Annotated in this window: 22 protein-coding genes and 1 tRNA gene; 15 read left to right on the forward strand and 8 right to left on the reverse strand. The window is 66.1% G+C overall.

The features are described from left to right. The first annotated feature begins 25 nt into the window (after nt 1-25). The 9 genes from fliR to BTE28158_RS18905 all read left to right on the forward strand — a co-directional run bounded on the left by fliR (nt 26) and on the right by BTE28158_RS18905 (nt 12,696). Nucleotides 26-808, forward strand: a complete 783-nt coding sequence (gene fliR / locus BTE28158_RS18865) for a flagellar biosynthetic protein FliR (RefSeq protein ID WP_124627855.1) — start codon at nt 26-28, stop codon at nt 806-808. A 165-nt stretch (nt 809-973) separates the two neighbouring features. Continuing rightward, a complete protein-coding gene (locus tag BTE28158_RS18870) occupies nt 974-1,978 on the forward strand; it encodes an ABC transporter substrate-binding protein (protein ID WP_124627853.1) in 1,005 nt (334 codons plus the stop codon). A 121-nt stretch (nt 1,979-2,099) separates the two neighbouring features. Further along, a complete protein-coding gene (locus BTE28158_RS18875; RefSeq protein ID WP_027788757.1) occupies nt 2,100-2,897 on the forward strand; it encodes an ABC transporter ATP-binding protein in 798 nt (265 codons plus the stop codon). Nucleotides 2,898-2,921: 24 nt separating this feature from the next. Then, on the forward strand, nt 2,922-3,779 hold the full coding sequence (locus tag BTE28158_RS18880; protein WP_108064675.1) for an ABC transporter permease: 858 nt from the start codon (nt 2,922-2,924) through the stop codon (nt 3,777-3,779). 73 nt (nt 3,780-3,852) lie between these two features. Continuing rightward, nucleotides 3,853-5,220, forward strand: a complete 1,368-nt coding sequence (locus BTE28158_RS18885; RefSeq protein ID WP_151048959.1) for a sensor histidine kinase — start codon at nt 3,853-3,855, stop codon at nt 5,218-5,220. A 12-nt stretch (nt 5,221-5,232) separates the two neighbouring features. Then, nucleotides 5,233-5,910 (forward strand): response regulator, encoded by a 678-nt coding sequence (locus BTE28158_RS18890; protein ID WP_059602202.1) that lies wholly within the window; start codon nt 5,233-5,235, stop codon nt 5,908-5,910. 271 nt (nt 5,911-6,181) lie between these two features. Next, nucleotides 6,182-7,312, forward strand: coding sequence for a porin (locus tag BTE28158_RS18895; protein WP_151048958.1), 1,131 nt, complete (start codon nt 6,182-6,184; stop codon nt 7,310-7,312). Nucleotides 7,313-7,654: 342 nt separating this feature from the next. Next, nucleotides 7,655-9,661, forward strand: a complete 2,007-nt coding sequence (locus tag BTE28158_RS18900; RefSeq protein WP_174920014.1) for a site-specific DNA-methyltransferase — start codon at nt 7,655-7,657, stop codon at nt 9,659-9,661. Continuing rightward, complete coding sequence (locus BTE28158_RS18905) at nt 9,661-12,696, forward strand: type III restriction-modification system endonuclease (protein ID WP_151048956.1); 3,036 nt, start codon at nt 9,661-9,663, stop codon at nt 12,694-12,696. The genes BTE28158_RS18900 and BTE28158_RS18905 overlap by 1 nt, the downstream gene beginning before the upstream one ends. A 227-nt stretch (nt 12,697-12,923) precedes the next feature. Here BTE28158_RS18905 and BTE28158_RS18910 read toward each other — a convergent pair whose 3' ends face one another. The 5 genes from BTE28158_RS18910 to egtB all read right to left on the reverse strand — a co-directional run bounded on the left by BTE28158_RS18910 (nt 12,924) and on the right by egtB (nt 16,604). After that, entirely contained in the window at nt 12,924-13,292 is a 369-nt protein-coding gene (locus BTE28158_RS18910; protein WP_059602214.1) for a hypothetical protein, read from the reverse strand. A 224-nt stretch (nt 13,293-13,516) separates the two neighbouring features. Continuing rightward, entirely contained in the window at nt 13,517-13,771 is a 255-nt protein-coding gene (locus BTE28158_RS18915; RefSeq protein ID WP_124627843.1) for a hypothetical protein, read from the reverse strand. A 56-nt stretch (nt 13,772-13,827) separates the two neighbouring features. Then, the gene (locus BTE28158_RS18920) at nt 13,828-14,130 is read right to left on the reverse strand and encodes a hypothetical protein (protein WP_059448027.1); all 303 of its coding nucleotides are present in this window, start codon (nt 14,128-14,130) and stop codon (nt 13,828-13,830) included. Between the two features lie 247 nt (nt 14,131-14,377). Further along, nucleotides 14,378-15,391 (reverse strand): L-histidine N(alpha)-methyltransferase, encoded by a 1,014-nt coding sequence (gene egtD, locus BTE28158_RS18925; protein ID WP_059602217.1) that lies wholly within the window; start codon nt 15,389-15,391, stop codon nt 14,378-14,380. Beyond that, on the reverse strand, nt 15,375-16,604 hold the full coding sequence (gene egtB, locus BTE28158_RS18930) for an ergothioneine biosynthesis protein EgtB (protein ID WP_151048955.1): 1,230 nt from the start codon (nt 16,602-16,604) through the stop codon (nt 15,375-15,377). The genes egtD and egtB overlap by 17 nt, the downstream gene beginning before the upstream one ends. A gap of 581 nt (nt 16,605-17,185) precedes the next feature. Between egtB and BTE28158_RS18935 the strand changes: the two genes are divergently transcribed. Beyond that, nucleotides 17,186-17,662, forward strand: coding sequence for a carboxymuconolactone decarboxylase family protein (locus BTE28158_RS18935; protein WP_124893300.1), 477 nt, complete (start codon nt 17,186-17,188; stop codon nt 17,660-17,662). Then, nucleotides 17,662-18,543, forward strand: a complete 882-nt coding sequence (locus BTE28158_RS18940; RefSeq protein ID WP_151048954.1) for a sigma-70 family RNA polymerase sigma factor — start codon at nt 17,662-17,664, stop codon at nt 18,541-18,543. Before BTE28158_RS18935 ends, BTE28158_RS18940 begins: the two co-directional genes overlap by 1 nt. 194 nt (nt 18,544-18,737) lie before the next feature. On the opposite strand, the gene BTE28158_RS18945 is transcribed toward BTE28158_RS18940, so the two are convergent. Continuing rightward, nucleotides 18,738-18,814 (reverse strand) — tRNA-Val (locus BTE28158_RS18945). 94 nt (nt 18,815-18,908) lie between these two features. Here BTE28158_RS18945 and BTE28158_RS18950 point away from each other — a divergent pair. Beyond that, the gene (locus BTE28158_RS18950; RefSeq protein WP_244108002.1) at nt 18,909-19,163 is read left to right on the forward strand and encodes an EamA family transporter; all 255 of its coding nucleotides are present in this window, start codon (nt 18,909-18,911) and stop codon (nt 19,161-19,163) included. Between the two features lie 792 nt (nt 19,164-19,955). Continuing rightward, nucleotides 19,956-20,219, forward strand: a complete 264-nt coding sequence (locus tag BTE28158_RS18955) for a hypothetical protein (protein WP_244108003.1) — start codon at nt 19,956-19,958, stop codon at nt 20,217-20,219. A 596-nt stretch (nt 20,220-20,815) separates the two neighbouring features. Here the strand turns inward: BTE28158_RS18955 and BTE28158_RS18960 are convergent. Both BTE28158_RS18960 and BTE28158_RS18965 read right to left on the reverse strand, forming a co-directional pair. Beyond that, nucleotides 20,816-21,577 carry an anti-sigma factor family protein gene (locus tag BTE28158_RS18960; RefSeq protein WP_151048952.1) on the reverse strand — a complete coding sequence of 254 codons (762 nt, stop codon included), beginning with the start codon at nt 21,575-21,577 and terminating at the stop codon, nt 20,816-20,818. Next, nucleotides 21,574-22,092, reverse strand: coding sequence for a sigma-70 family RNA polymerase sigma factor (locus BTE28158_RS18965; protein ID WP_124627827.1), 519 nt, complete (start codon nt 22,090-22,092; stop codon nt 21,574-21,576). Before BTE28158_RS18965 ends, BTE28158_RS18960 begins: the two co-directional genes overlap by 4 nt. Nucleotides 22,093-22,249: 157 nt before the next feature. On the opposite strand from BTE28158_RS18965, the gene BTE28158_RS18970 reads away from it, so the two are divergent. Together BTE28158_RS18970 and BTE28158_RS18975 are read left to right on the forward strand one after the other, a co-directional pair. Next, nucleotides 22,250-23,338, forward strand: a complete 1,089-nt coding sequence (locus BTE28158_RS18970; RefSeq protein WP_151048951.1) for a catalase family peroxidase — start codon at nt 22,250-22,252, stop codon at nt 23,336-23,338. Next, nucleotides 23,335-23,868 carry a cytochrome b gene (locus BTE28158_RS18975; RefSeq protein ID WP_151048950.1) on the forward strand — a complete coding sequence of 178 codons (534 nt, stop codon included), beginning with the start codon at nt 23,335-23,337 and terminating at the stop codon, nt 23,866-23,868. Before BTE28158_RS18970 ends, BTE28158_RS18975 begins: the two co-directional genes overlap by 4 nt. Nucleotides 23,869-24,312 lie beyond the last annotated feature (444 nt).

The raw sequence follows: 24,312 nt of genomic DNA on the forward strand, positions 1-24,312 counted from the left end.
GCGCGCCCGGCTCCTTTACCCCGCGATGTTCTCGGTCACCTACGCGCAGCTCAACGGATGGCTGACGGCTTTCCTGTGGCCGTTCGTGCGGATGCTCGCGCTCGTCGCGACGGCGCCCATGATCGGCCACGCGGCGGTGCCCGTGCGCGTGAAGATCGGCCTCGCCGCGTTCATGGCGCTGGTCGTCGCGCCGACCCTCGGCGCGATGCCGGCCGTCACCGTGTTCTCCGCGCAGGGCATCTGGATCGTCGTCACGCAGTTCCTGATCGGCGTGGCGATGGGCTTCACGATGCAGATCGTGTTCGCGGCCGTCGAGGCGGCCGGCGACTTCATCGGCCTGTCGATGGGACTCGGTTTCGCGACCTTCTTCGACCCGCATTCGAACGGCGCGACGCCGGCGATGGGCCGTTTCCTGAACGCGATCGCGATGCTCGCGTTCCTTGCCGTGGACGGCCACCTGCAGGTGTTCGCGGCGCTGGCCGCATCGTTCCAGTCGCTGCCGGTGTCGGCCGACCTGCTGCACGCGCCCGGCTGGCGCACGGTCGCCGCATTCGGCGCGACCGTGTTCGAGATGGGGCTGCTGCTTGCGCTGCCGGTAGTCGCGGCGCTCCTGATCGCGAACCTCGCGCTCGGGATCCTGAACCGCGCGGCGCCGCAGATCGGCATCTTCCAGATCGGCTTTCCGGTCACGATGCTGGTCGGGCTGTTGCTCGTGCAACTGATGATCCCGAACCTCGTGCCGTTCGTGTCGCACCTGTTCGACATGGGGCTCGATGCGATGGGGCGGGTATTGCTCGGCTGGCGCTGAGCGCGTCCCGCCCCGTTTCCCGCCTGTTCCGGCCCTTCGTTGCTGGAAAACCCCTAAAGGAATCGCCAGCTCACGAAAGGTTGCGGAAGGTTTCGCCTCCCTATACTCGTCATGACGATGCAGCAAGCATCGCGCCATACGAACACAACGAAGGAGACGACCCCGATGCGACCCATCCTCCGCACCCTCGCCGTTGCAGCCAGCCTGAGCTGCGCGCTCGCCGCTCATCCCGCTTTCGCCGACGACGGCGGCAAGATCACGATCATGGTCGGCGGGATCGCGAAGCTGATCTACCTGCCCGCGCGGCTCACGCAGGAGCTCGGCAACTTCAAGGCCGAAGGGCTCGACGTCGAACTGCTGTCGCAACCGGCCGGCGTCGATGCCGAGAACGAACTGCTGGCGGGCGCCGTGCAGGGCGTCGTCGGCTTCTACGACCATACGATCGACCTGCAGAGCAAAGGCAAGGAAGTGAAGGCGATCGCCGTGTTCGGCCAGGTGCCGGGCGAGGTCGAGATGGTGTCGACCAAGGCCGCCCCCACCTTCAAGTCGATGGCCGACGCGAAAGGCAAGACGCTCGGCGTGACCGGCCTCGGCTCGTCGACGAGCTTCCTCACGCAATACCTCGCGCTCGCGCACGGCGTGCCGTCGACGCAGTACACGATGCTGCCGGTGGGCGCCGACGCGAGCTTCATCGCCGCGATCAAGCAGGGCCGCATCGACGCCGGGATGACGACCGAGCCGACGGTGTCCGCGCTCGAGAAGATGGGCGACGCGAAGGTGCTCGTCGACATGCGCACCGTCGACGGCACGCGCGCCGCGCTCGGCGGCACCTATCCGGCCGCGAGCCTGTACGTGCAGTCGGCGTGGGCCGATTCGCACAAGGCCGAGGCCACCAAGCTCGCGCACGCATTCGCGAAGACGATGCAGTTCATCCACACGCACAGCGCGGAGGAGATCGCCGCAAAGATGCCGGCCGACTACCAGAAGGACAAGGCGCTGTACGTGTCCGCGCTGAAGGCGTCGCTGCCGATGTACACGGCCGACGCGAAGATGCCGGCCGACGGCCCGGCGACCGTGCTGAAGGTGCTCTCGGCATTCAACCCGTCGGTGAAGGGCAAGCACATCGACCTGGCGCGCACCTACACCAATGATTTCGTGAACGCGAAGTAATCGATATCGGCACAGGCGCCGGCGGCGGCGATCCCGCCGTTGCGCGTTCCCCGTTCCGGCCCGGCTGACCGGCCCGGCGTCGCCACGATGCGGCGCCCTCCTCACCCGCAGGACGAATGCGATGAATCAGGCAGTTTCCCCGAGCACACCGGCGATCGAGTTTCGCAATGTGTCGTGCCGCTTCATTTCGCCGGAAGGCAAGGCCACCGTCGCGTTGCGCGACTTCAGCATGAGCGTCGCACGCGGCGAGTTCATCGCGATCGTCGGGCCGACCGGCTGCGGCAAGTCGACCACGCTGAACCTGATCACCGGCCTGCTCAAGCCGGCGTCGGGCGAGGTGCGCGTGATGGGCCGCCCGGTCGACGGGATCGACCCGCGCATCGGCTTCGTGTTCCAGGCCGACGCCGTGTTCCCGTGGCGCAACGTGATCGACAACGTCGCCGCGGGCCCGCTGTTTCGCGGCCGCTCGAAGGACGTTGCGTACGCGCAGGCCGAGGAATGGATCCGCAAGGTCGGCCTCGACAAGTTCACGAAACACTATCCGCATCAGCTCTCCGGCGGGATGCGCAAGCGCGTCGCGCTCGCGCAGACCTTCATCAACCAGCCGGAAATCCTGCTGATGGACGAGCCGTTCTCCGCGCTCGACATGCAGACGCGCACGCTGATGCAGGATGAACTTCTGCAGTTGTGGTCCGCGAACAAGGGCTCGGTCGTGTTCGTCACGCACGACCTCGAGGAGGCGATCGCGCTCGCCGACCGCGTGTTCGTGCTGACCGCGCGCCCCGCGACGCTCAAGCGCGTGTATGAGATCGACCTGCCGCGCCCGCGCGTCACGTCGGAGATTCGCTACGACACGCGCTTCATCGAAATTTCCAAGGACATCTGGCACGACCTGCGCGAAGAAGTGCAGATCGGCTGACAGCAGCAAGGACAGGACAGGAGCATGACCGACATGACGCTTCCCCCCACCGCCATTCCGGCAACGTCGCTCGAGGACGAGTCGCGCGCCGCTCAAACCCGGCTACGTCGCCGCCGGCAACTGATCATCGGCCTGCGGATCGCCGTGCTCGTGCTCGTGCTGGGCGGCTGGGAACTCGCCGCGCGGCTCAAGTGGATCGATCCGTTCTTCTTCTCGCAGCCGACGCTGATCTTCGCGCAGCTCCAGGACTGGTTCGCGAACGGCACGTCGCAGGGGCCGCTGCTCACGCAGGTATGGGTCACGCTCGAGGAAACCGGCATCGGCTTCGTGATCGGTTCGGTCGCCGGCGTGATCTGCGGGATCGTGCTCGGCCGCAACAAGCTGATGGCCGACGTGTTCGGCCTCTACATCCAGATCGCGAACTCGATTCCGCGCGTCGTGCTCGGCTCGATCTTCGTGATCGCGCTCGGCCTCGGGATGGCGTCGAAGATCGCACTGGCCGTCGTGATGGTGTTCTTCGTCGTGTTCGGCAACGCGTTCCAGGGCGTGCGCGAAGCCGACCGCTACCTGATCGCGAACGCGCAGATCCTCGGCGCGTCGCGCCGGCAGATCACCACGTCGGTCGTGATCCCGTCCGCGCTCTCGTGGATTCTCGCAAGCCTGCACGTGAGCTTCGGATTCGCGCTGGTCGGTGCGGTCGTCGGCGAATTCCTGGGTTCCAAGCAGGGCATCGGCCTGCTAATCTCCACCGCCCAGGGCGCGTTCAACGCGAGCGGCGTGTTCGCGGCGATGATCGTGCTGGCCGTGGTCGCGCTGGCCGCCGACTACCTGCTGACCTGGCTCGAGAAGCGCTTGCTCAAGTGGCGCCCCGCCGCGTTCTGAGCAGCGCACGCATCGGATGACACGCCAGAACCGCGCCGGTTGCCCCGGCGCGGTTCTGCATTGAGGAGAAGGAATGGCGCACAGCCTGCGCGGGCGGCTCTTGTGGTGGCTGCTGCTGCCGCTCGCGGTGTTCGTGCTGATCGCGGGCGCGATGTCGTACGACACCGCGCGGACCACGGCCGGGCTCGTGCAGGACAGCGCGCTCGTCGCGTCCGCGCGCACGATCGGCGAGGACGTCGAATGGCGCGACGGCTATCTGGCGGCCGACGTGCCGCCCGCCGCGCTCGAGATCTTCGAGTCGCCGTCGGCCGATTCGGTCTACTACAAGGTGGTCGACAGCCGCGAGCGCCTGCTTGCCGGCAATCCGGCACTCGCCCTGCCCGAACGGCACGGCATCGAGCCGACGCTGTACGACACGGCGCTCGACGGCGTGCCGCTGCGCGCGGTGGTCTACGACCGCCAGCTGTACAACGAAGGCAAGATCGAGACGGTCACGGTGGTCGTCGCGAAGACGACGCGCTCGTACGATGCGATGATCGCGACGATCTGGCGGCCGCAACTCGTGCGTCTGTCGCTGATGCTGGTGCTCGCGGTCGTGCTCGTCTATCTGGGCCTCACGCTCGAGCTGCGCCCGCTGATGAAGCTGAAGGACGACGTCGCCGACCGCGGGCCGATGGAACTGGAGCCGATTCGCCCGGAGCGGCTGCAGCACGAGCTGCGGCCGATCGTCGACGCGATCAACCAGTGCATCGCGCGGCTCAATACGCACACTGCCACGCAGCGCCGCTTCATCGCCGACGCCGCGCACCAGTTGCGTACGCCGATCGCCGTGCTCGACACGCAGATCCAGTACGCGCAGCAGCGCGAGCACAATGATGTGGACCTCGCGTCGGTGCTCGACAGCATGCAGCGCAGCAGCCGCAAGATGGCCGACGTGACCGACAAGCTGCTGCTGCTCGCGCACGCGGAAGCGACGCCGTCGACGCTGCTCACGCATCGCGTCGATCTCGCCGCCGTCGTGTCGAGCGTGCTGGAGGAAACGATCGTGCTCGCGCAGCAGCGCGACATCGATCTCGGCGCCGACCTCGGCGAACGGCTCGACGTCGCGGGCAGCGACAGCCTGCTGACCGCGCTGGTGATGAACCTCGTCGACAACGCGGTGCGCTATACGCAACCGGGCGGCTGCGTGACGGTCGCCGCGCGGCGCGACGGCGACGCCGTCGTGCTCGACGTGGTCGACAACGGCCCCGGCATTCCGGCCGAAGCGCGACCGCACGTGTTCAAGCGGTTCTACCGCGTGTCGGCCGACACCGAAGGCTCGGGCCTGGGCCTCGCGATCGTCCGCGAGATCGCGCAGGCGCATGGCGGCAGCGCGTCGCTCGCGCCGGGGCCCGGCAATCGCGGTATCGTCGTGACCGTGCGGCTGCCCGCATACGCCTGAAGAGAAGTCGCCATGAAACTCCTGCTGGTCGAAGACAACGCCGAACTCGCGCACTGGATCGTGAACCTGCTGCGCGGCGAGGATTTCGCGGTCGACTGCGTCGGCGACGGCGAACGCGCTGACACGGTATTGAAGACCGAACGCTACGACGCGGTGCTGCTCGACATGCGACTGCCGGGCATCAGCGGCAAGGAAGTGCTCGCGCGATTGCGGCGCCGCAACGACAACGTGCCGGTGCTGATGCTGACCGCGCACGGCTCGGTCGACGACAAGGTCGACTGCTTCGGCGCGGGCGCCGACGACTACGTGGTCAAGCCGTTCGAGTCGCGCGAGCTGGTCGCGCGGATCCGCGCGCTGATCCGCCGGCAGGCGGGCGTCGGCACGACGCAGCTTGTGTGCGGCGATCTCGTCTACGCGTTCGGCACGCGCGAATTCCGTTGCGGGGGCGCGGTGCTCGCGCTGCGTCGCCGCGAGCATGCCATTCTCGAGACGCTGATGCTGCAGCAGAACAAGACGGTGTCGAAGGTGCGGCTGATGGACAGCGTGTTCGCGCTCGACGACGAACCGAGCGCGGATGCGATCGACATCTACATCCACCGGCTGCGCAAGCATCTCGCGGGCAGCACGGCCGAGATCATCACGCTGCGCGGGCTCGGCTACATCTTGCGCGAGAAGAACGCGCAGGACTGACGGGCCTGCCTCCAGGTTCGATTCGTAGCACGTAACGTGTCGGCAGCCGCTGGCTGCCGGCCAGGCTCGCGTTCGCCCGCCTGCCCGATTCACGATTATTGCGCGTTCGGTGTTTTCACCGATCCGATTCTTTCCTCCGGGAAAGCGGCGTGAAGGATTGCACCCTCTACGATGCTACACGCCGGCCCCCTCGCTGTGGCCGGCAACAACCGGCATACATTACGTACTGCCAACGAACAGATTTCAATGCGGCAGCTCGGAGGAGACGATCTTGAAACGAAAAACCCTTGCCCTTTCCATCGCGGCGGCAGGCCTGTGCGCCGGCACCCAGGCGCACGCGCAATCGAGCGTGCAGCTCTATGGCCTGATGGACCTGAGCTTTCCGACCTATCGTACCCACGCCGACGCGAACGGCAATCACGTGATCGGCATGGGCAACGAAGGCGAACCGTGGTTCAGCGGCAGCCGCTGGGGCCTGCGAGGCGCCGAGGACATCGGCGGCGGCACGAAGATCATCTTCCGCCTCGAAAGCGAATACGTGGTCGCGAACGGCCAGATGGAAGACGAAGGCCAGATCTTCGACCGCGACGCGTGGGTCGGCGTCGAGGACGAGCGTTTCGGCAAGCTGACGGCCGGCTTCCAGAACACGATCGCACGCGACGCATCGGCGATCTACGGCGACGCGTACGGTTCCGCGAAGCTCACGACCGAGGAAGGCGGCTGGACCAACTCGAACAACTTCAAGCAGATGATCTTCTACGCGGCCGGCCCGACCGGCACGCGCTACAACAACGGCCTCGCGTGGAAGAAGCTGTTCAGCAACGGCATCTTCGCGAGCGCCGGCTACCAGTTCAGCAACTCGACCGCGTTCGCGACCGGCTCCGCGTACCAGGTCGCGCTCGGCTACAACGGCGGCCCATTCGCCGTGTCGGGCTTCTACAACCACGTGAATCACGGCGGCTTCACGAACCAGACGTTCTCCGTCGGCGGCAACTACGCGTTCAGCATCGTGCGCCTGAATGCCGGCTACTTCCGCTACAACGGTGACCAAGGCTCGCTGGGCCAGCGGCACGACGATTCGTGGACCGTGTCGATGAAGATCGCGCCGAAGGGCCCGCTCGATTACGAGCTCGGCTACCAGCAGATGCGCGTCAAGAACGCCGCATACAACTCGGACGGCTTCGTGCCGAACGCGAACCTCGGTGCGTTCAGCCTGACGAACGGCGTCGGCAACGGCTTCAAGGAGACGATCTACGGGTCGGTGTTCTATCACCTGAGCAAGCGCACCGAGCTGTACCTGGCCGGCGACTACATGAAGCTGCATGGCGGCTACACGGTGTCGTCGACGTTCGGCGCGAAGAACCAGCTCGAACTGACCTCGGGCATCCGCACGCGTTTCTGACCCCGCGGCCGGGGCGCGCCCCGGCCGTACCTTCGTTCGGGATTCTCCATACGGGCACGCCGGCGCATTGCGCTGAACGTGCCCTTTTTTCGTCGTTGTCGGCCGGTGCGGGGTATCCCGGAAGCCCCATGTGCGCGGCGCCGCGACAACCCGGCCCGAAGCCGCTGCGGCCCGTCGGACGGGCGATCGCGGCCGATGCCCGCACGATCGCCTCACATCGGTGCTTGACCTGCGCCGACCGACTCGCTAGCGTTTCGGGTTTGCCCGGGTGGCCATTGCCGCCGGTGCCGTGAGTGCGCCCGACGTCCTGGCGCACACGGCCGGGCTCCGATGGAAAAAACGATGCAGAAACTCGATGCGGCGAGCCCGCAGGCGATGTCGACGGATTTCACCGCCGACAACGTCGCGCGCCTGAAGGCGCTGTTCCCCGAACTCGTGACCGAAGGCCCGGACGGCGCGTCGGTCGACGTCGACGCGCTGAAGGCGCTGGTCGGCGAGCGCACCGTCGGCGACGCCGACGAGCGCTACGGCTTCCACTGGCACGGCAAGCGCAGCGCGCGCCAGGCCGCGCTCACGCCGTCGACGGGCACGCTGCGTCCGTGCCCCGGCGACAGCGTCGCGTGGGACGACACGCGCCATCTCGTGATCGAGGGCGACAACCTCGACGTGATGAAGCTGCTGCACAAGAGCTACGCGGGCAAGGTGAAGCTCGTCTACATCGACCCGCCGTACAACACGGGCAGCGATTTCGTCTATCCGGACGACTTCAGCGACAGCATCCGCCACTACCTGTCGATGACGGGCCAGACCGAAGGCGGCGTGAAGCGCAGCACCAACACCGAGGCGAACGGCCGGTTCCACACCGACTGGCTGAACATGATGTATCCGCGCCTGAAGCTCGCGCATGCGCTGCTGTCCGACGAGGGGCTGATCGCCGTGCACATCGACGAGCATGAAGTGCATGCGCTCGTGCTGATGCTGCGCGAGATCTTCGGCGAGGAGAACGAGCTCGGGGTGGCCGTGTGGGACAAGCGCAACCCGAAGGGCGATGCGCGCGGCGTCGCGTACCAGCACGAGTCGCTGGTGCTGTTCGCGCGCAACGCCGAGACGCTGCTCGAGCAGGCGCCGCTGAGGCGCCCGAAGCGCAACGCGCAGCGCATGCTGGATGCCGCGCACGACGCGGTGTACCGCAGCGGCAACGTGAAGGATGCGCAAAAGGCCTACCGCGCATGGATGAAGGCGCAGACCAACCTGTCGGGCGGCGAGGTGATGTACGACCGGCTGTCGGCCGACGGGCGCGTGTACCGCCTCGTGTCGATGGCATGGCCGAACAAGAAGAAGGCGCCGGAAGAGTATTTCACGCCGCTGATCCACCCGGTCACCGGCAAGCCGTGCGCGATGCCGGCGCGCGGCTGGCGCAACCCGCCCGCGACGATGCAGGCGCTGATCGAGCGCGGCCAGATCGAATTCGGTCCGGATGAAACCACGCAGCCGCAGCGGATCTACTACCTCGACGAGAACATGTACGAGAACGTGCCGTCGGTGCTGCCGTTCGCCGGTTCCGACGACGCGCTGCTGAAGACGCTCGGCATCCCGTTCGACCAGCCGAAGCCGGTCGATTTCGCGGCGGCCGTGATCGGCTGGTGCACGCGCGGCGACGACATCGTGCTCGACTGCTTCGCCGGCTCCGGCTCGACCGGCCACGCGGTGATGCAGGTGAACGCGACCGACGGCGGCGCACGCCGCTACATCCTCGTGCAATTGCCCGAGGCGCTCGACCGCCGCGACAAGACGCAGCTGGCGGCCGCCGATTTCTGCGCGAAGCTGAAGAAGCCGCCGACGCTCGCCGAAATCACGAAGGAGCGCCTGCGTCGCGCGGCCCAGCAAGTGGCGCGCGACTATCCGGAAAGCTATGGCGACCTGGGCTTTCGCGTGTACCGGCTCGACACCACCAACGTGATCGAGTGGGATCCGCGCCGCGACGACTTCGACCATGCGCTCTTCGCGTCCGTCGAGCACGTGAAGACCGGCCGCAGCGAGGACGACCTGCTCGCCGAGCTGACGCTGAAGCTCGGCCTCGACCTGTGCACGCCGGTCGAGCATCACGCGATCGCAGGCAAGACCGTGCACCTGATCGGCCGCTCGATCGTCGCGTGCTTCGATGCGCGCATTTCGCGCGACGACGCGGGCCCGCTCGCCGACGGCATCGTCGAACTGCTCGACGCGACCGGCGCGACGCGCGATGTCACGTGCCTGTTCCGCGACAGCGGCTTCGTCGACGACGTCGCGAAGCTCAATCTCGCCGCGCTGCTCGAACAGCATGGCGTGAAGCGCGTGCGGAGCCTGTGATGCGGCTGCATTTCGAAGCGGATCTCGACTACCAGCGCGAGGCGATCGACGCCGTCTGCGACCTGTTTCGCGGCCAGGAATCGTATCGCGGCGACTTCAGCGTGCTCGCGAACGCCGCGCCCGGCACCACGGCCGCGGCTCAAGGCTCGCTCGGCTTCGCGGTGTCGGAGCAAGGCGTCGGCAACCGGCTGTCGCTGACCGACGACGCGCTCGCGCGCAATCTCGCCGACGTGCAGCTGCGCGGCGGGCTGCCGCCGTCCGGCTTGCCCGGCTCACGCGACTTCACCGTCGAGATGGAGACCGGCACCGGCAAGACCTACGTGTACCTGCGCACGATCTTCGAGCTGAACCGCCGCTACGGCTTCACGAAGTTCGTGATCGTCGTGCCGTCGATCGCGATCAAGGAAGGCGTGCACAAGACGCTTTCGATCACCGAGGACCATTTCCGCGCGCTGTACGCGGGCGTGCCGTACGACTACTTCCTGTACGACTCCGCGAAGCTCGGCCAGGTGCGCCACTTCGCGGCGAGCGCGGCGATCCAGATCATGGTGATGACGGTCGCCGCGATCAACAAGAAAGAGATCAACAACCTCTACAAGGACAGCGAGAAGACCGGCGGCGAGAAGCCGATCGACCTCATCCGCGCGACGCGGCCGATCGTGATCGTCGACGAGCCGCAAAGCGTCGACGGCGGGCTCGAGGGGCGCGGGCGCGAAGCGCTCGCCGCGATGGCGCCGCTCTGCACGCTGCGTTATTCGGCGACGCACGTCGACCGCCACCACATGGTGTACCGGCTCGACGCGGTCGACGCGTACGAGCGCAAGCTCGTCAAGCAGATCGAGATCGCGTCGGCGATCGTCGAGGACGCGCACAACAAGCCGTACGTGCGGCTTGTCAGCGTGTCGAACCGGCGCGGCGCGATCAGCGCGCGCATCGAGCTCGACGTCGCGACCGCGGCCGGCGTGAAGCGCCAGATCGTGTCGGCGACCGACGGCGACGATCTTGAACGCCTGACCAAGCGCGCGCTGTACGCGGGGCTGCGGATCGGCGAAGTGCATGCGGTGAAGGGTGCCGAATACGTCGAGCTGCGCCATCCGGAAGGCGAGGCGTTCCTGTCGCTCGGCGAGGCGTTCGGCGACATCGACACGCTCGCCGTGCAGCGCGAGATGATCCGCCGCACGATCCGCGAGCACCTCGACAAGGAATTGCGTCTGGCCGAGCGTGGTGTGAAGGTGCTGTCGCTGTTCTTCGTCGATTCGGTCGAGCGCTATCGCCGCTACGACGAGAACGGGATGCCCGTGAAGGGCGACTACGCGCTGATCTTCGAAGAGGAATATGCGCGCGCGGCGCGCGTGCCGGCCTACCGTGCGCTGTTCGACGGCGTCGACGTCGCGCTCGAAGTCGAGCGCGCGCACAACGGTTACTTCTCGATCGACCGCAAGGGCGGCTGGACCGACACGAGCGAAAGCAGCGCCGCGGCGCGCGAGAACGCGGAGCGCGCATACGGCCTCATCATGCGCGAGAAGGAAGCGCTGCTGTCGTTCGACACGCCGCTGAAGTTCATCTTCTCGCACTCGGCGCTGAAGGAAGGCTGGGACAACCCGAACGTGTTCCAGATCTGCACGCTGCGCGACATCCAGACCGAACGCGAGCGGCGCCAGACGCTCGGCCGCGGGCTGCGCCTCGCGGTCGACCAGGACGGCGAACGCGTGCGCGACCCGGGCGTGAACACGCTCACCGTGATCGCGACCGAGCGCTACGAGTCGTTCGCGGAGAACCTGCAGAAGGAAATCGAGGCCGATACGGGCATTCGTTTCGGGATCGTCGAGGAACACCAGTTCGCGGCACTGCCGGTGCAGGAAGGCGACGGGCCCGCGCACGCGCTCGGCATCGAGCTGTCGCGCGCGCTGTGGACGCATCTGCATGAGCAGGGCTACGTCGACGCGCAGGGCAAGGTGCTCGACCGGCTGAAGGATGCGCTGCGCCAGAGCGCGCTCGTGCTGCCCGACGCGTTCGAGTCGCTGCGCGCGCCGATCGTCGCGACGCTGCGCAAGCTGTCGGGCCGCTTCGCGGTGCGCAATGCGGACGAGCGTCGCGCGATCGCGTTGCGGCGCGATGCGTCGGGCAAGGCCGTCGTGTTCGGCGACGACTTCCGGGCGTTGTGGGACCGCATCCGCCATCGCACCGTGTACAGCGTCGAGTTCGACAACGCGAAGCTCGTGCGCGATTGCACGGCCGCGCTGCGCGACGCGCCGGACATCGCGCGCGCACGGCTGCAGTGGCGCAAGGCCGAGATCGATATCGGCAAGGCCGGCATCGAAGCGATCGAGGTGGCGGGCGCCGGCACGGTGCTGATCGACGAAGGCGAGTTGCCGCTTCCCGACCTGCTCACCGAACTGCAGGACCGCACGCAGCTCACGCGCCGCTCTCTCGCGACGATTCTGGCCGACAGCGGCCGGCTCGACGACTTCCGCGTGAATCCGCAGCAGTTCATCGCGCTGGCAGCCGATGCGATCAACCGCTGCAAGCGGCTCGCGCTGGTTGCGGGCATCGCGTACCGCAAGCTTGGCGAGCGCCACGTGCATGCGCTCGAGTCGTTCGAGAGCGAGGCGCTGACCGGCTACCTGCGCAACCTGCGGCCCGATGCGCGCAAGTCGATCCACGAGGCCGTCGTGTGCGAGACCGACGCGGAGCGTGCATTCGCCGATGCGCTCGAAGTGCACGACGGCGTGAAGCTGTACGCGAAACTGCCCGCGTGGTTCCGCGTGCCGACACCGCTCGGCAGCTATCACCCGGACTGGGCGGTGCTCGCGGAGCAGGACGGCGGCGAGCGGCTGTATTTCGTCGTCGATACGCCGAATGCCGACGGCGACGTGACGAGCGAGCACGAGCGCGCGAAGCTCGTGTGCGGCGAGGCGCATTTCCGTGCGCTGGTGGACGGCGGAGAGGCCGCGCGGTTCGTGCGCGTCAGGCAGGCCGATGCGTTGTTCGAGCCGGTTGCAGCCGTCGCGCCCCTGGCGGGCGCGGGACGCTGAAACGAAGGGCGGCGACGAGCCGCCCTTTTTTCATTTCATCGATCCGGTTACGGCGAATCCGTTTGTCATCCGAATGAAAGCGATTCGTATCCTCGCGGGTTCGTGCGCGTCGTTACGGGTGGTTGCAAATCGGGGTCGATGCGACGCCGGCGCGCGACACCTCCGTTTCGCCACCGCCATGAAAAAAGGGCGCCGAAGCGCCCTTCCTCAACATGCGTGCGCCGCAGTTACAGCGTGCGGCCGAACGCGTTGCGATGTGCGTGATGCGTGGACGTCGACGCATGCGCGGTATGGCCGTGCGTGTGCCCATGACCGTGGCCCGGCTGCGTGCCTGCACGATCGGCGATCGTGTCGGAGCGGTCGGCTGCACGCGCGAGGCCCTTGTCGCGGTCGCCCGAGCGGAAGCCGTTCGAGTTGCTCAGCGCTTCGCCGCTCATATGGCCGCCGGACATGCCGCCGGCGTTGCCGCCCATGCCGCCAGCGCCATGACCACCGCCGTTGCCCCCACCGTTGCCACCGGCCGCGGCATTCGCGGAAACGGCACCGAGTGCGAGGAGCGCGGCGGCCAGTACGGACAGATATCGTTGCGTTTTCATTGTTTGCTCCCTGGAGCGTGTTCGGATGATTGCATTCTAGGAACACGCGATTTCCGCGCGACTCGACGTTGTAAATGATCGTAACGGTGCGCGTGATGCGCATTCGTCGGATCAATGTGCGACATGCCGGATGCGTGCGCGGAATGCGCGGCCGGCCGTCGTCGGACGAAGCAAGATGAAAGGCGGGAACGGCGCTGTCGCGCCGTTTCCGCCGGTGAGCGCGCTTACTGCGCCGGCTGCACGCCCTGCGCGGCGGCCTTGCGCTGCGCCGCCATCTCCTGCTCGTGCTTCTTCGCCATGTGGTGGCCGACGATACAGCCGCCGACCGCACCGACCACGGCGTGATGTCCCGCGTAGTGGCCGGCGACGCCGCCCACCACCGCGCCCTTCATGCAGCCTGCCGCGTGCGCGCTGCCGATCGTTGCGAGCGCAACGACGGCGGCCGCTGCGCACGACCTGATGTGTCGAATGGGCATCATGCGATCACTCTCCTCTTGTCGTCGTGATCAGTATTCTCGTGAGCCGGCCGCCCGGTTCAGTTCCAGCGGCCGCGCCAGCCATCGCCGTCACGCCAGGCGCGCTCGCGCCACTCGTGCTCGCGCCATTCACGGCGACGCCACTCGTGTTCACGCCATTGACGCGCACGCCAGTCGTCGTCGCGATAGCCCACCGGCGCGTACATCACCGGCGGCGGCGGCGCGACGTAGACCGGCTCGGGCGCCGCATAGACGCCTGGCACACCGATCCCGACCGACAGGTCGACGTGGGCCGATGCGACGCCCGAAGCTGCCAGCGCCGCTACACCGAGAACTGCACCGAGGATAAGTTTCTTGCTCATTTCGCGACTCCCTGCACGTGTCGTGCGTCATGTGACTACGGTTCGGAGTCTAGGCATCGGGCGCCGACACAGGTGAAACCGGTCTGCGAGACCGGTAACGGACGTTTACGGCGGGGTGCAAAGCGTTGCAGGACAAGGGTGGCGGGCGATTCGACACGCCGTTGCAACGGCGCATCGAATCGGTAAAGTCGGGAATTTTTGCCGGAAAACGCGCCGGCGCCGCACGCCGCACGCGAATCGAACGAAGTTACGCGCGGATATCGTCGACGCTGCGCAGCCAGTGCACGCTGAACAGGCTGTCCGCGTCGGTCCACACGGTGTCGGGCTCGAAGCCCGCACGGCGCGCGATCGCATGGAAGCCGTCGATCGTGAACTTGTGCGAGTTCTCCGTGTGGATGTGCTCGCCCGCCTCGAAGCGGAACGCGTGGCCGCGCACGTGCACCGTTTGCGCGATATCGCTGACGAGATGCATCTCGATGCGCTGCCGTTCGCGGTCGTAGAACGCGCAATGCGAAAACGCGTCGAGATCGAAGTCCGCGCCGAGTTCCGCGTTCGCGCGGGCAAGCAGGTTCAGGTTGAACCGCGCGGTCACGCCCTGCGCGTCGTTGTACGCGCGATGCAGCGTGCGCTCGTCCTTCACGAGATCCACGCCGACCAGCAGGCCGCCGCCGCGCAACAGCCGCGCGGCGTCGCGCAGGAACGCGTCGGCTTCCTCCGGCGAGAAGTTGCCGATCGTCGAGCCGGGGAAGAAGCCGATGCGCCGGCGCGGCGTCTCCGTCAGTTCGGCCAGTTGCTCGGCCTTCGTGTAGTCGGCCGCGATCGGCGCGACGTCGAGCCACGGATACGCGTCACGCAGCCGCGCCGCGGCGCCGTGCAGGTAGTCGGCCGAGATGTCGATCGGCACGTAGCGCGCCGGCGCGTTCGCGTAGTTGTCCGCACACGCGTCGAGCAGCACGCGGATCTTCTCGAGCGAGCCCGCGCCGAATTCGACGATGTCCGCATGCGGGCCGACGCGCCGCACGATCTCGGCCGCGCGATCGCGCAGGATGCCGAGTTCCGTACGCGTCGGGTAGTACTCGGGCAGCTCGCAGATGCTGTCGAACAACGCCGACCCGGCCGCATCGTAGAAGTATTTCGGCGAAATGCTGCGCGGCGTGCGCGACAGTCCGTCGATCAGGTCGCGCTCGAACGCGCTCGGCCGCGAATCGCGGGCGGGTTGCAGGCCACCGCTCGTGGCCGTCAGATCAGACGTCTCGCGCAAGTCGCACTCCCGTGAATTGCCAGCGCGCGGCCGGCGGAAAGAAATTGCGGTACGTCGGCCGTTCGTGCCCCGGCGGCGTCGCGACGCTGCTGCCGCGCAGGACCTGCTGGCCAACCATGAACTTGCCGTTGTATTCGGCGGCGACTCCCGCGAGCGGCCGAAAGCCCGGATACGGCTCGTAGGACGAACGGGTCCACTGCCACACGTGCCCGAGCATCTGCTGAATACCATCCGCGCCGAATGCGGCTTCCCATTCGAATTCGGTCGGCAGGCGTGCGCCGGCCCACTCCGCGTACGCGGCCGCTTCGTAGAAGCTCACGTGACACACGGGCGCATCGGGCGCGAGCGGCTCCACGCCGTGCAGACCGAACGCACGCCATGCGTGTACGGCTTCCGGCCCACCGTCGTCGTCCGGAATCCAGTACGCGGGCCCTCGCCAGCCTTCCCGCTGCACCGTCGCCCAGCCGTCCGACAGCCAGTATTCAGGGCGGGCGTAGCCGCCGTCCGCGATGAAGGCCGCGAATTCCGCATTCGTCACGAGACGGTTCGCGATCTCGTACGGACGCACGAGCGCCGTATGGCGCGGCCGTTCGTTGTCGAACGAGAACGCGTCGCCGTCGTGGCCGATCTCGACGAGCCCGCCCGGCTGATGCAGCCAGCGCAACGGGCCGGCATCGCCCGCGGCCAGGGCCGCGTGCCCATCGGCGCGATTGAGCGGCCGGAACGCAGGCTTGAGCGGGTTGCACGAGAACGCATGCAGCATGTCCGTGACGATCAGCTCCTGATGCTGCTGTTCGTGATGCAGGCCGAGTTCGATCTCGGGCGCGATCGTGGCGAGCATCGTCGGATCGGCGCCGTCGAGCACGCGCAGCATCGCGTCGTCGACGTACTGACGGTACGCACTCACCTCGTCGAGCGACGGACGCGTGAGCAGCCCGCGCTGCGGCCGCGGATGGCGCGGGCCGAGCGCTTCGTAATAGGAATTGAAGAGGAACTGGAATGCGTCGTCGAACGGCGCGTAGCCATCCACGCGGCGCATCAGTACGACGGTTTCGAAGAACCAGGTCGTATGCGCGAGATGCCATTTCACCGGACTCGCGTCGGGCATCGACTGCACGGCCTGGTCTTCGGCGGATAGCGTCGCCGTCAACGCGACACTATGGGCGCGCACGTCCTGATAACGGCGCTGAAGCTGGGATGCAAGGAGGCTCATCGGTTTACCGTCCACGTCGCGATTCGCTGCGTTGCGTTGCCGGAAAAAGGAAAGCCTTGCGCTCGGATGCGCGCGGCTGGCGTGCGACCTTCATTGCTGCGATGTCGGGCAGCCGGCGCGCGCGCCGGGCCGCTGGTGCGGCGTCACATCATCTGCCCGTGCAGAACAGTATGGGCCAGAAATGTGAACGTCGCGAATCGGATTTCGGGCGAAACAAGTGCGAAAGACAAATGAAAGCACTCGCGCGTCGAGCGGCGACGTTGGCGAACCGTCGATGCCCGTGATGGCGGGGCCCGGCAGGGGAACGCAATGGGCATGCCTGCGCGTCGGCATTACCGCCGCCTCATGACAGTCGCGCGGCACGCATGAAAGGTCGACGACCCGCGTTCACCGGCGCAACGGCGTCGTGCGGTCGATATCGGCCCCGATCCGCACGCCGGCATCACGGCCGTCGGTGCGATGTTCAACTGCCCTGCCCTCCGTGCGCTTCCCGGCTTTTGAAAAATTTTTCGCGCCGATGTCACACGCGCGGGGGCCTCGCTCGTCATATCACCGGAACCCACACGAAAGGAGAAGGAACCATGACTGCGAAACTCAATCCGTTCGCCGCCGCCCCCGCGCTGATGAAGAACTGGATGGCCGTATCGGTCGCCGCTGCCGGGAGCCTCGAGCCGACGCTGATCGAGCTGGTCAAGATCCGCGCGTCGCAGATCAACGCGTGTGCGAACTGCCTTAACATGCACACCGTCGAGGCCCGCGAGCAAGGCGAGACCGAGCAGCGCATCAATCTGCTGGCCGCGTGGCGCGAAGCGCCCTGCTACACCGACCGCGAACGCGCGGCGCTCGGCTGGACCGACGCGCTCACGCGGCTGTCGGAGGGCCATGGCGCGCACGAAGCCGCGTATGCGGTGCTCAACGACCACTTCAGCCAGGAGGAGCAGGTGAAACTCACGGTGATGATCAACGTGATCAACGGCTGGAACCGGCTGGCCGTCGGCTTCGGGCTGTGGATCGATCCGGCTGAAGCGAAAGCCGCTGCCGCGAAGATGGTGGCCTGATGACCAGCCTCGATCCGGCCGCGGACAGCGCCGAAGACCGGGCCGACGCAGCGGCGAGCTTCGATCCGCTGCGTCGCACGCTGATCCGCGTCGCGTACCGGATGCTCGGTTCCGTCGCGGACGCCGAGGACATGGTGCAGGAGGCGTTCATCCGCTGGATGGGCGTCGATCGCACGGAGGTGCGCGTGCCCGAGGCGTTCCTGCGCCGCATGGTGATGCGCATGTGCCTCGATCAGCTGAAGTCCGCACGGCACCAGCGCGAGACCTATATCGGCCCGTGGCTGCCGGAGCCAGTCGTCGAGGAGGATGAACAGGAGGACGTCACGCTGCCGCTGATGCTCGCGCTCGAACGGCTGTCGCCGCTCGAACGTGCGGCGTTTTTGCTGCACGACGTGTTCGGCCTCGAGTTCGACGAGATCGCGACGACGATCCAGCGTGACCCGGCCGCATGCCGGCAGCTCGCCGCGCGGGCGCGCACGCATGTGCGCGAGGCGCGGCCGCGGTTTCATGTCGAGAAGCAGCGCGGGATCGCGCTGGCCGAGGCGTTCTTCGCGGCGTCACGCAGCGGCGACATGCGCGCGCTCGGCGCGATGCTCGCCGAGGACGTGAGCCTGCATTCGGACGGCGGCGGCAAGCGCGCGGCCGCGGGCAAGCCGGTGTTCGGCTTCGAGCGCGTGATGAAGGTCCACGCATACCTGGCCGAACTGTTCGCCACGCATGCGTCGAAGCTCGTGCGAGCCGGGTTCATCAACGGGTTGCCGGGTTTCGTCACGCTGGAGGCCGACGGCGAGTTGCAGACCACGGCGCTCGAGATCGAAGACGGAAAAATCGTCGCGATCTATGTCGTGCGGAATCCTGACAAGTTGAAGCATCTGCATTGATGCTTGACGAGCGGGGGCTCTACGCCCTGCCTTGCCGATTACCCGCTGCTTGCCGCACGACGCATCGCCCAGGCATGCACGATTTCGGCCGCGAAAAGAAAAACGCCACGCGATGTTGCCGCGTGGCGTTTGTATGTTGGCGAGCCGGATTGCCTGTAGGCAATGCGTGCTGCCAGACCTCTTCTTTTGTTCGTTGGTAGGCTCGATTGGATTCGAACCAACGACCCCCACCATGTCAAGGTGGTGCTCTAACCAACTGAGCTACGAGCCTAAGAAGCCGCGAATTATAGAGAGGGTTTTGGAGGTGCGCAAGTCCCTTTTGTGAAATTTATTCGATCGAGCATGGCGCGCATGGGCGGCGCACCGTGCGCGAAGCGAATTGCGATCGCATCCGGGTTGATCCCCACTGCGGGCTGCTTTGCTACGGCGCGGGCACGGTGCTCTGGATCTTCGCGTTGAGCAAGGCGGGGCTCACCGTCGTATATCCGTTTACCGCGCTCACGTTCGTGCTCGTCTTTCTGGCTGGAATCGTGTTCTTCGGCGAGCGTGTGTCGTACGCGCAATGGGGAGGCGTCGCCATGATCCTCGGCGGGCTGTATCTGATTGCCATGGTTCGATAGCGGGCGGACCGGCGCCACAACTTATCCACAGCGCGCTATGGATAACCGTCCGGCAAGCCTCTGGATTCACAGTGGAACGATTGAGGATATGTCGCCGCGGCTGTGAATCGGCGGAAAGTTGTTCTGTGATGCACAGCGATTTTCCTGTGCATCACCTGTGGTTATGCATTCTGTTTCATGTTGAAAATTCATGGTGTTACGGAAGTTATCCACTGTGGAGCGGTGAGCTTGTTAACTATCACTACGTATATATACGAACCCTGTTAACACCTTTGGATAAGCACAGTCCGCCGACTGTGATCCGGGAAGGATATGCACTGCGCGCGGTGGATGAATCACGCGAAGTCGAAGCCAGTGACCAGCCCGAACGCTCGCATCTGTAAAGTCGCCAGGTTCTCGACAGGCCTCGTCAATGAACCGCTGGTGGTGGATATTGCTGGCCGCGTAGCGGGGCTCATGGCCGATGTGGCCGCGGTTGTACGAGGATCCGTTATGACAATCACGTCATCGTCGTGCGACATGACGGACGACACGACGCGGCGCAGGGTCTTCCGGGTCCTGCAACGCCTGATTAGCTGGTCAGAGAAACGCGAGCGCTGAAGGCCGGTCTCGGAGGTGGACGCTCACCTGTACTACTATCGTTGCGATCAAGTCGGCACGCCATGTTCCGCAGGGACCCTTGGGTCAGATGAGGTATCTCGGAAAGCTGGGTTTCAAGGCAAAGGTGAAATGATGCCGCTGGTGAATTGTTCATACCACGGACATGTCGGAGGTGAGCTCGTGACTCGGGCCGTGTCCGATCTCGTCAACGATCGTAGCAACGGCAAGAGTAGGCACCGGGTCGTGCCATCGACGCTGGTGCGTGATGAAATCGAATTTCCGGGCTACATGCTCGAATCCGAAGATACGAAAATTCTGGCGTTGGGCGGGAAGCATGCAGGAGGCGGCGTCTATCGGTTCGACGATGACGAGTCGATGGAATCCGCTGTCGGTCTATTGACGGCAACTTGTGCTGAATGCCTGAGGGAATTGATTGCAAGGCAGGAAGAAGGGTAGGAGGACGAGTGCCTCGGGGAGAGGGATGACCAGGTTGAATTTCGACAAGGTCAATCGGGGTTCCGTCCAGCTCGATATCGCGACGCTGCTCGGCCTGAAGACGGCAACGTTAGCCCGAATGTCTTGTCTGGCAGGGCTCTGCCGGAACAGAGCAGACGATGCGGACGGTGCTGGTGCGGTCCGTCGTCGTGGATGCCTTGTGGATATCGAGAAGTCAAATCACTCGAAGGCCTGTGCACTCAACGGATACGGCAATCGAATTCGGTGCAGATGTTCGCGGTACCTTGCGGTTGTGGATATTGCACGCCAAAACAACCCGAAACACTGTGCAGGCCGAAGCTGAGCGAGTCGACCGATGACCGCGCGCGGTGTCGACATGATTGATGTGGATATCCCGCTCCGCAGCAACTCGAAACCCAGTGATTCCGATCGGGCGAGGCTGCCGGTGTTGTTTCGACGTGGACAACAAACCGCGAAAGTCAGTCGAAACGCTGTGCAAGCGTGTGGTGACAGTAAGCACGCACAAGTCAGAAGCCGCATCATTCGGGGCATCGACGGCCGCCCACCGATCACCAGCCGCGCGCGCGTCGTACCAATCAAGTCTGCTGATCGAGCGCCTGCGCGATCGCTTTCTCCGCGAGGCTTCCGGCCGGCCCGACCACCGCGAAATTGAGCCCGTTCACCGACCCGTACCGCGCGAGCAACGGCCCATCCACGCGTTGCCCGGCCGGCAGCAGCCGGTGTTTCGATTCCGCCGGCCGGAGATAGAAGCTCAGTGTCCGCCCGGCATCGTCCTCATAGAGCACCATCGCGGCAGTGGCCCCGCTGTCCGTCGTAAACAGCCGCCCGCCAACCGGCCTGAACCCGGCCGCACTCAAATCCGGCAGCCGCGCCGACGCGCCGACGCGTCTGGTGAGCCACCCTTGCAAATCTCCCGCACGGGTTGGCCGAAAATCCACCTTCGCGGCTTGATCGACGACCATCATCCGGTAAGCCTCGACCGCATCGCTCATCGGCGCGATCGGAGGCGGCGCGTTCCATCCATGCGCCTGCCACCCGCCAAACGTCCCCAGCCCGATACAGAACACGAACGAAGCCGCCATCGCGAATCGCATCCGCGAGCGCTCCACACGCTTCGCCCGAATCGCAGCTGGATCGAGCTCAGGATTGTGACCGGGCATCCGCACGCTCTCGAGCGCGGCCCGCAATCGTTGCGCATCCTGCTGCCATTGCCTTACCTGTTCCGCACGCTCCGGATGCAGCGCGAGATATCGCTCGACCGCGGCGCGCGCGTCGTCGTCGAGCTGGCCGTCGACATAGGCCTGGAGATCGTGTTCGTCGGGACGGAGGTGGTTCATTTCATCACGCGGAGAGAAGGAGCGGGAAGTTCGCCGTCGCTGAGCTGGCGCAGCGCCTGGCGCGCGCGGGAGAGTCGCGACATCACGGTGCCGATCGGCACGCCGAGCAGGTCGGCGACTTCCTGATACGTGAAGCCCTCGACCGCGACGAGCAGCAGCAGGCTGCGCTGCTCGTCGGAGAGCCGGCCGAACGCTTCGAGCGTCGCGCGTGCGGCCACCTCACGTTCGGCGGACGGCCAGTGCGCTTCGTCGTCGTCGCGAATGCGGCCGAGCAGCCATGCGTAGCGCTTCGCGCTGCGTTTGCCGTCGAGAAACTGCCGGTAAAGGATCGTGAAGAGCCAGCTGCGCAACGACGCGTCGTCGCGGCGGCTTGCCCAGCGCGACAGCGCGCGCTCGAGCGTCGACTGGACGAGATCGTCGGCGGCGTGGACGTCGCGCGCCAGCCAGAGCGCGAAGCGTCGCAGCCTGGGGATGAGTTCGCGCAATGCGTCGTCGTCGGGGGCGTTTGAGGGCATGGCCGGGGCGCGAGCCGATAAGCGTGGAGATGCCGCGTAGGACGCCGGTCGGCGTCGCTTATTCCGTCAGCATACGAAAAATTTCTTCATGGAATAAAGCGGCGCGGGTGGCGTCCTACACGCGTTCGACAATGATCAGACGATCGGGAGTGCATCCATGAAGCAATCTTCCTCTTCTTCGCCGCCGAGCGAACCCGGGCGCGGGTGGTGGCGCTGGGCCGTGATCGGCGGCGCGGTGGCCGGCGTGGCCGTGTCGTTCGGGTATGTCGGCGGCTGGCTTGCGCCGGCGCGTCTGACCCCGCACCGGCTCGTCGACGCGCTGCAGACGGCCGGCGGCGAGCATCCGGGCTTCCGGCGCAATCACGCGAAGGGCGTGTGCGTGACCGGTTACTTCGAAGGCAACGGCGCCGCGAGCGCGTATTCGGTCGCGCCGTTCTTCAAGGCGGTGCGCACGCCGGTGGTCGGGCGCTTCGCGCTGCCGGGCGGGAATCCTTATGCGCCCGACAGCAGCGTGCCGATCCGCAGCCTCGCGCTGAAGCTCACCGCACCGGACGGCCAGCAATGGCGGACCGGGATGAACGCGATGCCTGTGTTTCCGGTGGCGACGCCGAAGGCGTTCTACGCGCAGTTGCTGGCGACCCGGCCGGATCCGGCGACGGGCAAGCCCGATCCGGCGAAGGTGAAGGCGTTTTTCGGCGCGCATCCGGAGACGGCAGCGTTCCGCGCATGGGTGAAGGGTGCGAAGCCGAGCGCGAGCTACGTCACCGAAAGCTATTACGGATTGAACGCGTTCTACTTCGTCGATGCTGCCGGCAAGCGCCAGGCGGTGCGGTGGCGCGTCGTGCCGGAGCAGATGACGGGCGCCGGCGACGTCGCGACGGCCGCGGATCCGAACGTGTTGCAGCAGGACCTGACGCGGCGCATCGCGGACGGTGCGCAGAAGTGGAAGCTGCTGGTCACGCTGGCCGAGCCCGGCGACCCGGTGGACGACGCGACGAAGACCTGGCCCGCGCAGCGGACGACGATCGACGCGGGGACGCTCGTGCTCGATCGCGTGGAGCCGCAGGACAGCGGGCCGTGCCGGGACGTCAATTACGACCCGACGGTGCTGCCGCAGGGGATTCGGGTGTCGGGGGATCCGTTGCTGGCGGCGCGGTCCGCGGCGTATGCGGATTCGTATCTGCGCCGGACGAGTGAAGAGGCCGGCGTGGCCGGCGCGGCGCGACTGAGTGCGGAGGGACGATGATGAAGGCTACGACGACGTTTAGCTTGCCGGCGAGGCTGCTGCATTGGGTGATGGCCGCGATGATCGTCGCGATGCTGTTCATCGGGGTGGGGATGGTGGCATCGGTTTCCGGGCGGCACGATTTCCTGGTGGCGTTGCACAAGCCGCTGGGGATTGCCGTGCTGGTGCTGGTTTGCGTGCGGATCGTGGTGCGGTTCGTGTCGAAGCCGCCCGCGTTGCCAGAGGATCTGCCCTGGTGGCAGAAGGTTGCCGCGCATGGGTCGCATATCGCGCTGTACGCGCTGATGCTGGCGATGCCGCTGATCGGATGGGCGATGCTGTCGGCGGGCGGGTATCCGGTGACGCTGGGTGGCGGCGTGCAGTTGCCGGCGCTGGTCTCGGCCGACCCGGTGACGTTTGCCTGGCTCAGGGTTGCGCACCGGGTGTTGGCTTACCTGTTCTTCGTGACGTTCCTCGCACACTTTGCGGCGGCGCTGTATCACGGGTTGATTCGGCGGGATGGGGTGGTGAAGGCGATGGTGGGGAGGTGAGCGACGCAGCGTTACGCTCGATGCGGGTGAGGTTGCTCAAAGGCTATCTCGCCCGGATCGAGTCGAGTGGCTTCCGTGGCCACCCGTGGGGCGGCTCGATGGTCCCGGGCCCGCTTGTAAAAATATTTTCACAAAGTGCTTGCGGAGACCGTGGCAGGTGCATAGAATCACGCCTCTTTCGCGCTAACGGAAACGCAGCGCGGAGGAAGAAGAGAAGCGGTGCGGTTGGGATCGGTTGTAGCGACTCCAGTGCACACGAAATTAAACCGCAGTCGTCGCAACGAAGTAGTTAAAAAAGTTGTTGACGAGTTTTAAAAAACGGTTAATAATCTCGCTTCTCTGCTGCTGAAAACGCAGCGCTGCTGAAAAACTCCAGGTTTCTCGCAGAAATGCTCTTTAAAAATTAACAGCCGATAAGTGTGGGCGCTTGATGGAAGCGAGCTG

Source organism: Burkholderia diffusa, from assembly GCF_902499115.1.
GTDB lineage: Bacteria > Pseudomonadota > Gammaproteobacteria > Burkholderiales > Burkholderiaceae > Burkholderia > Burkholderia diffusa.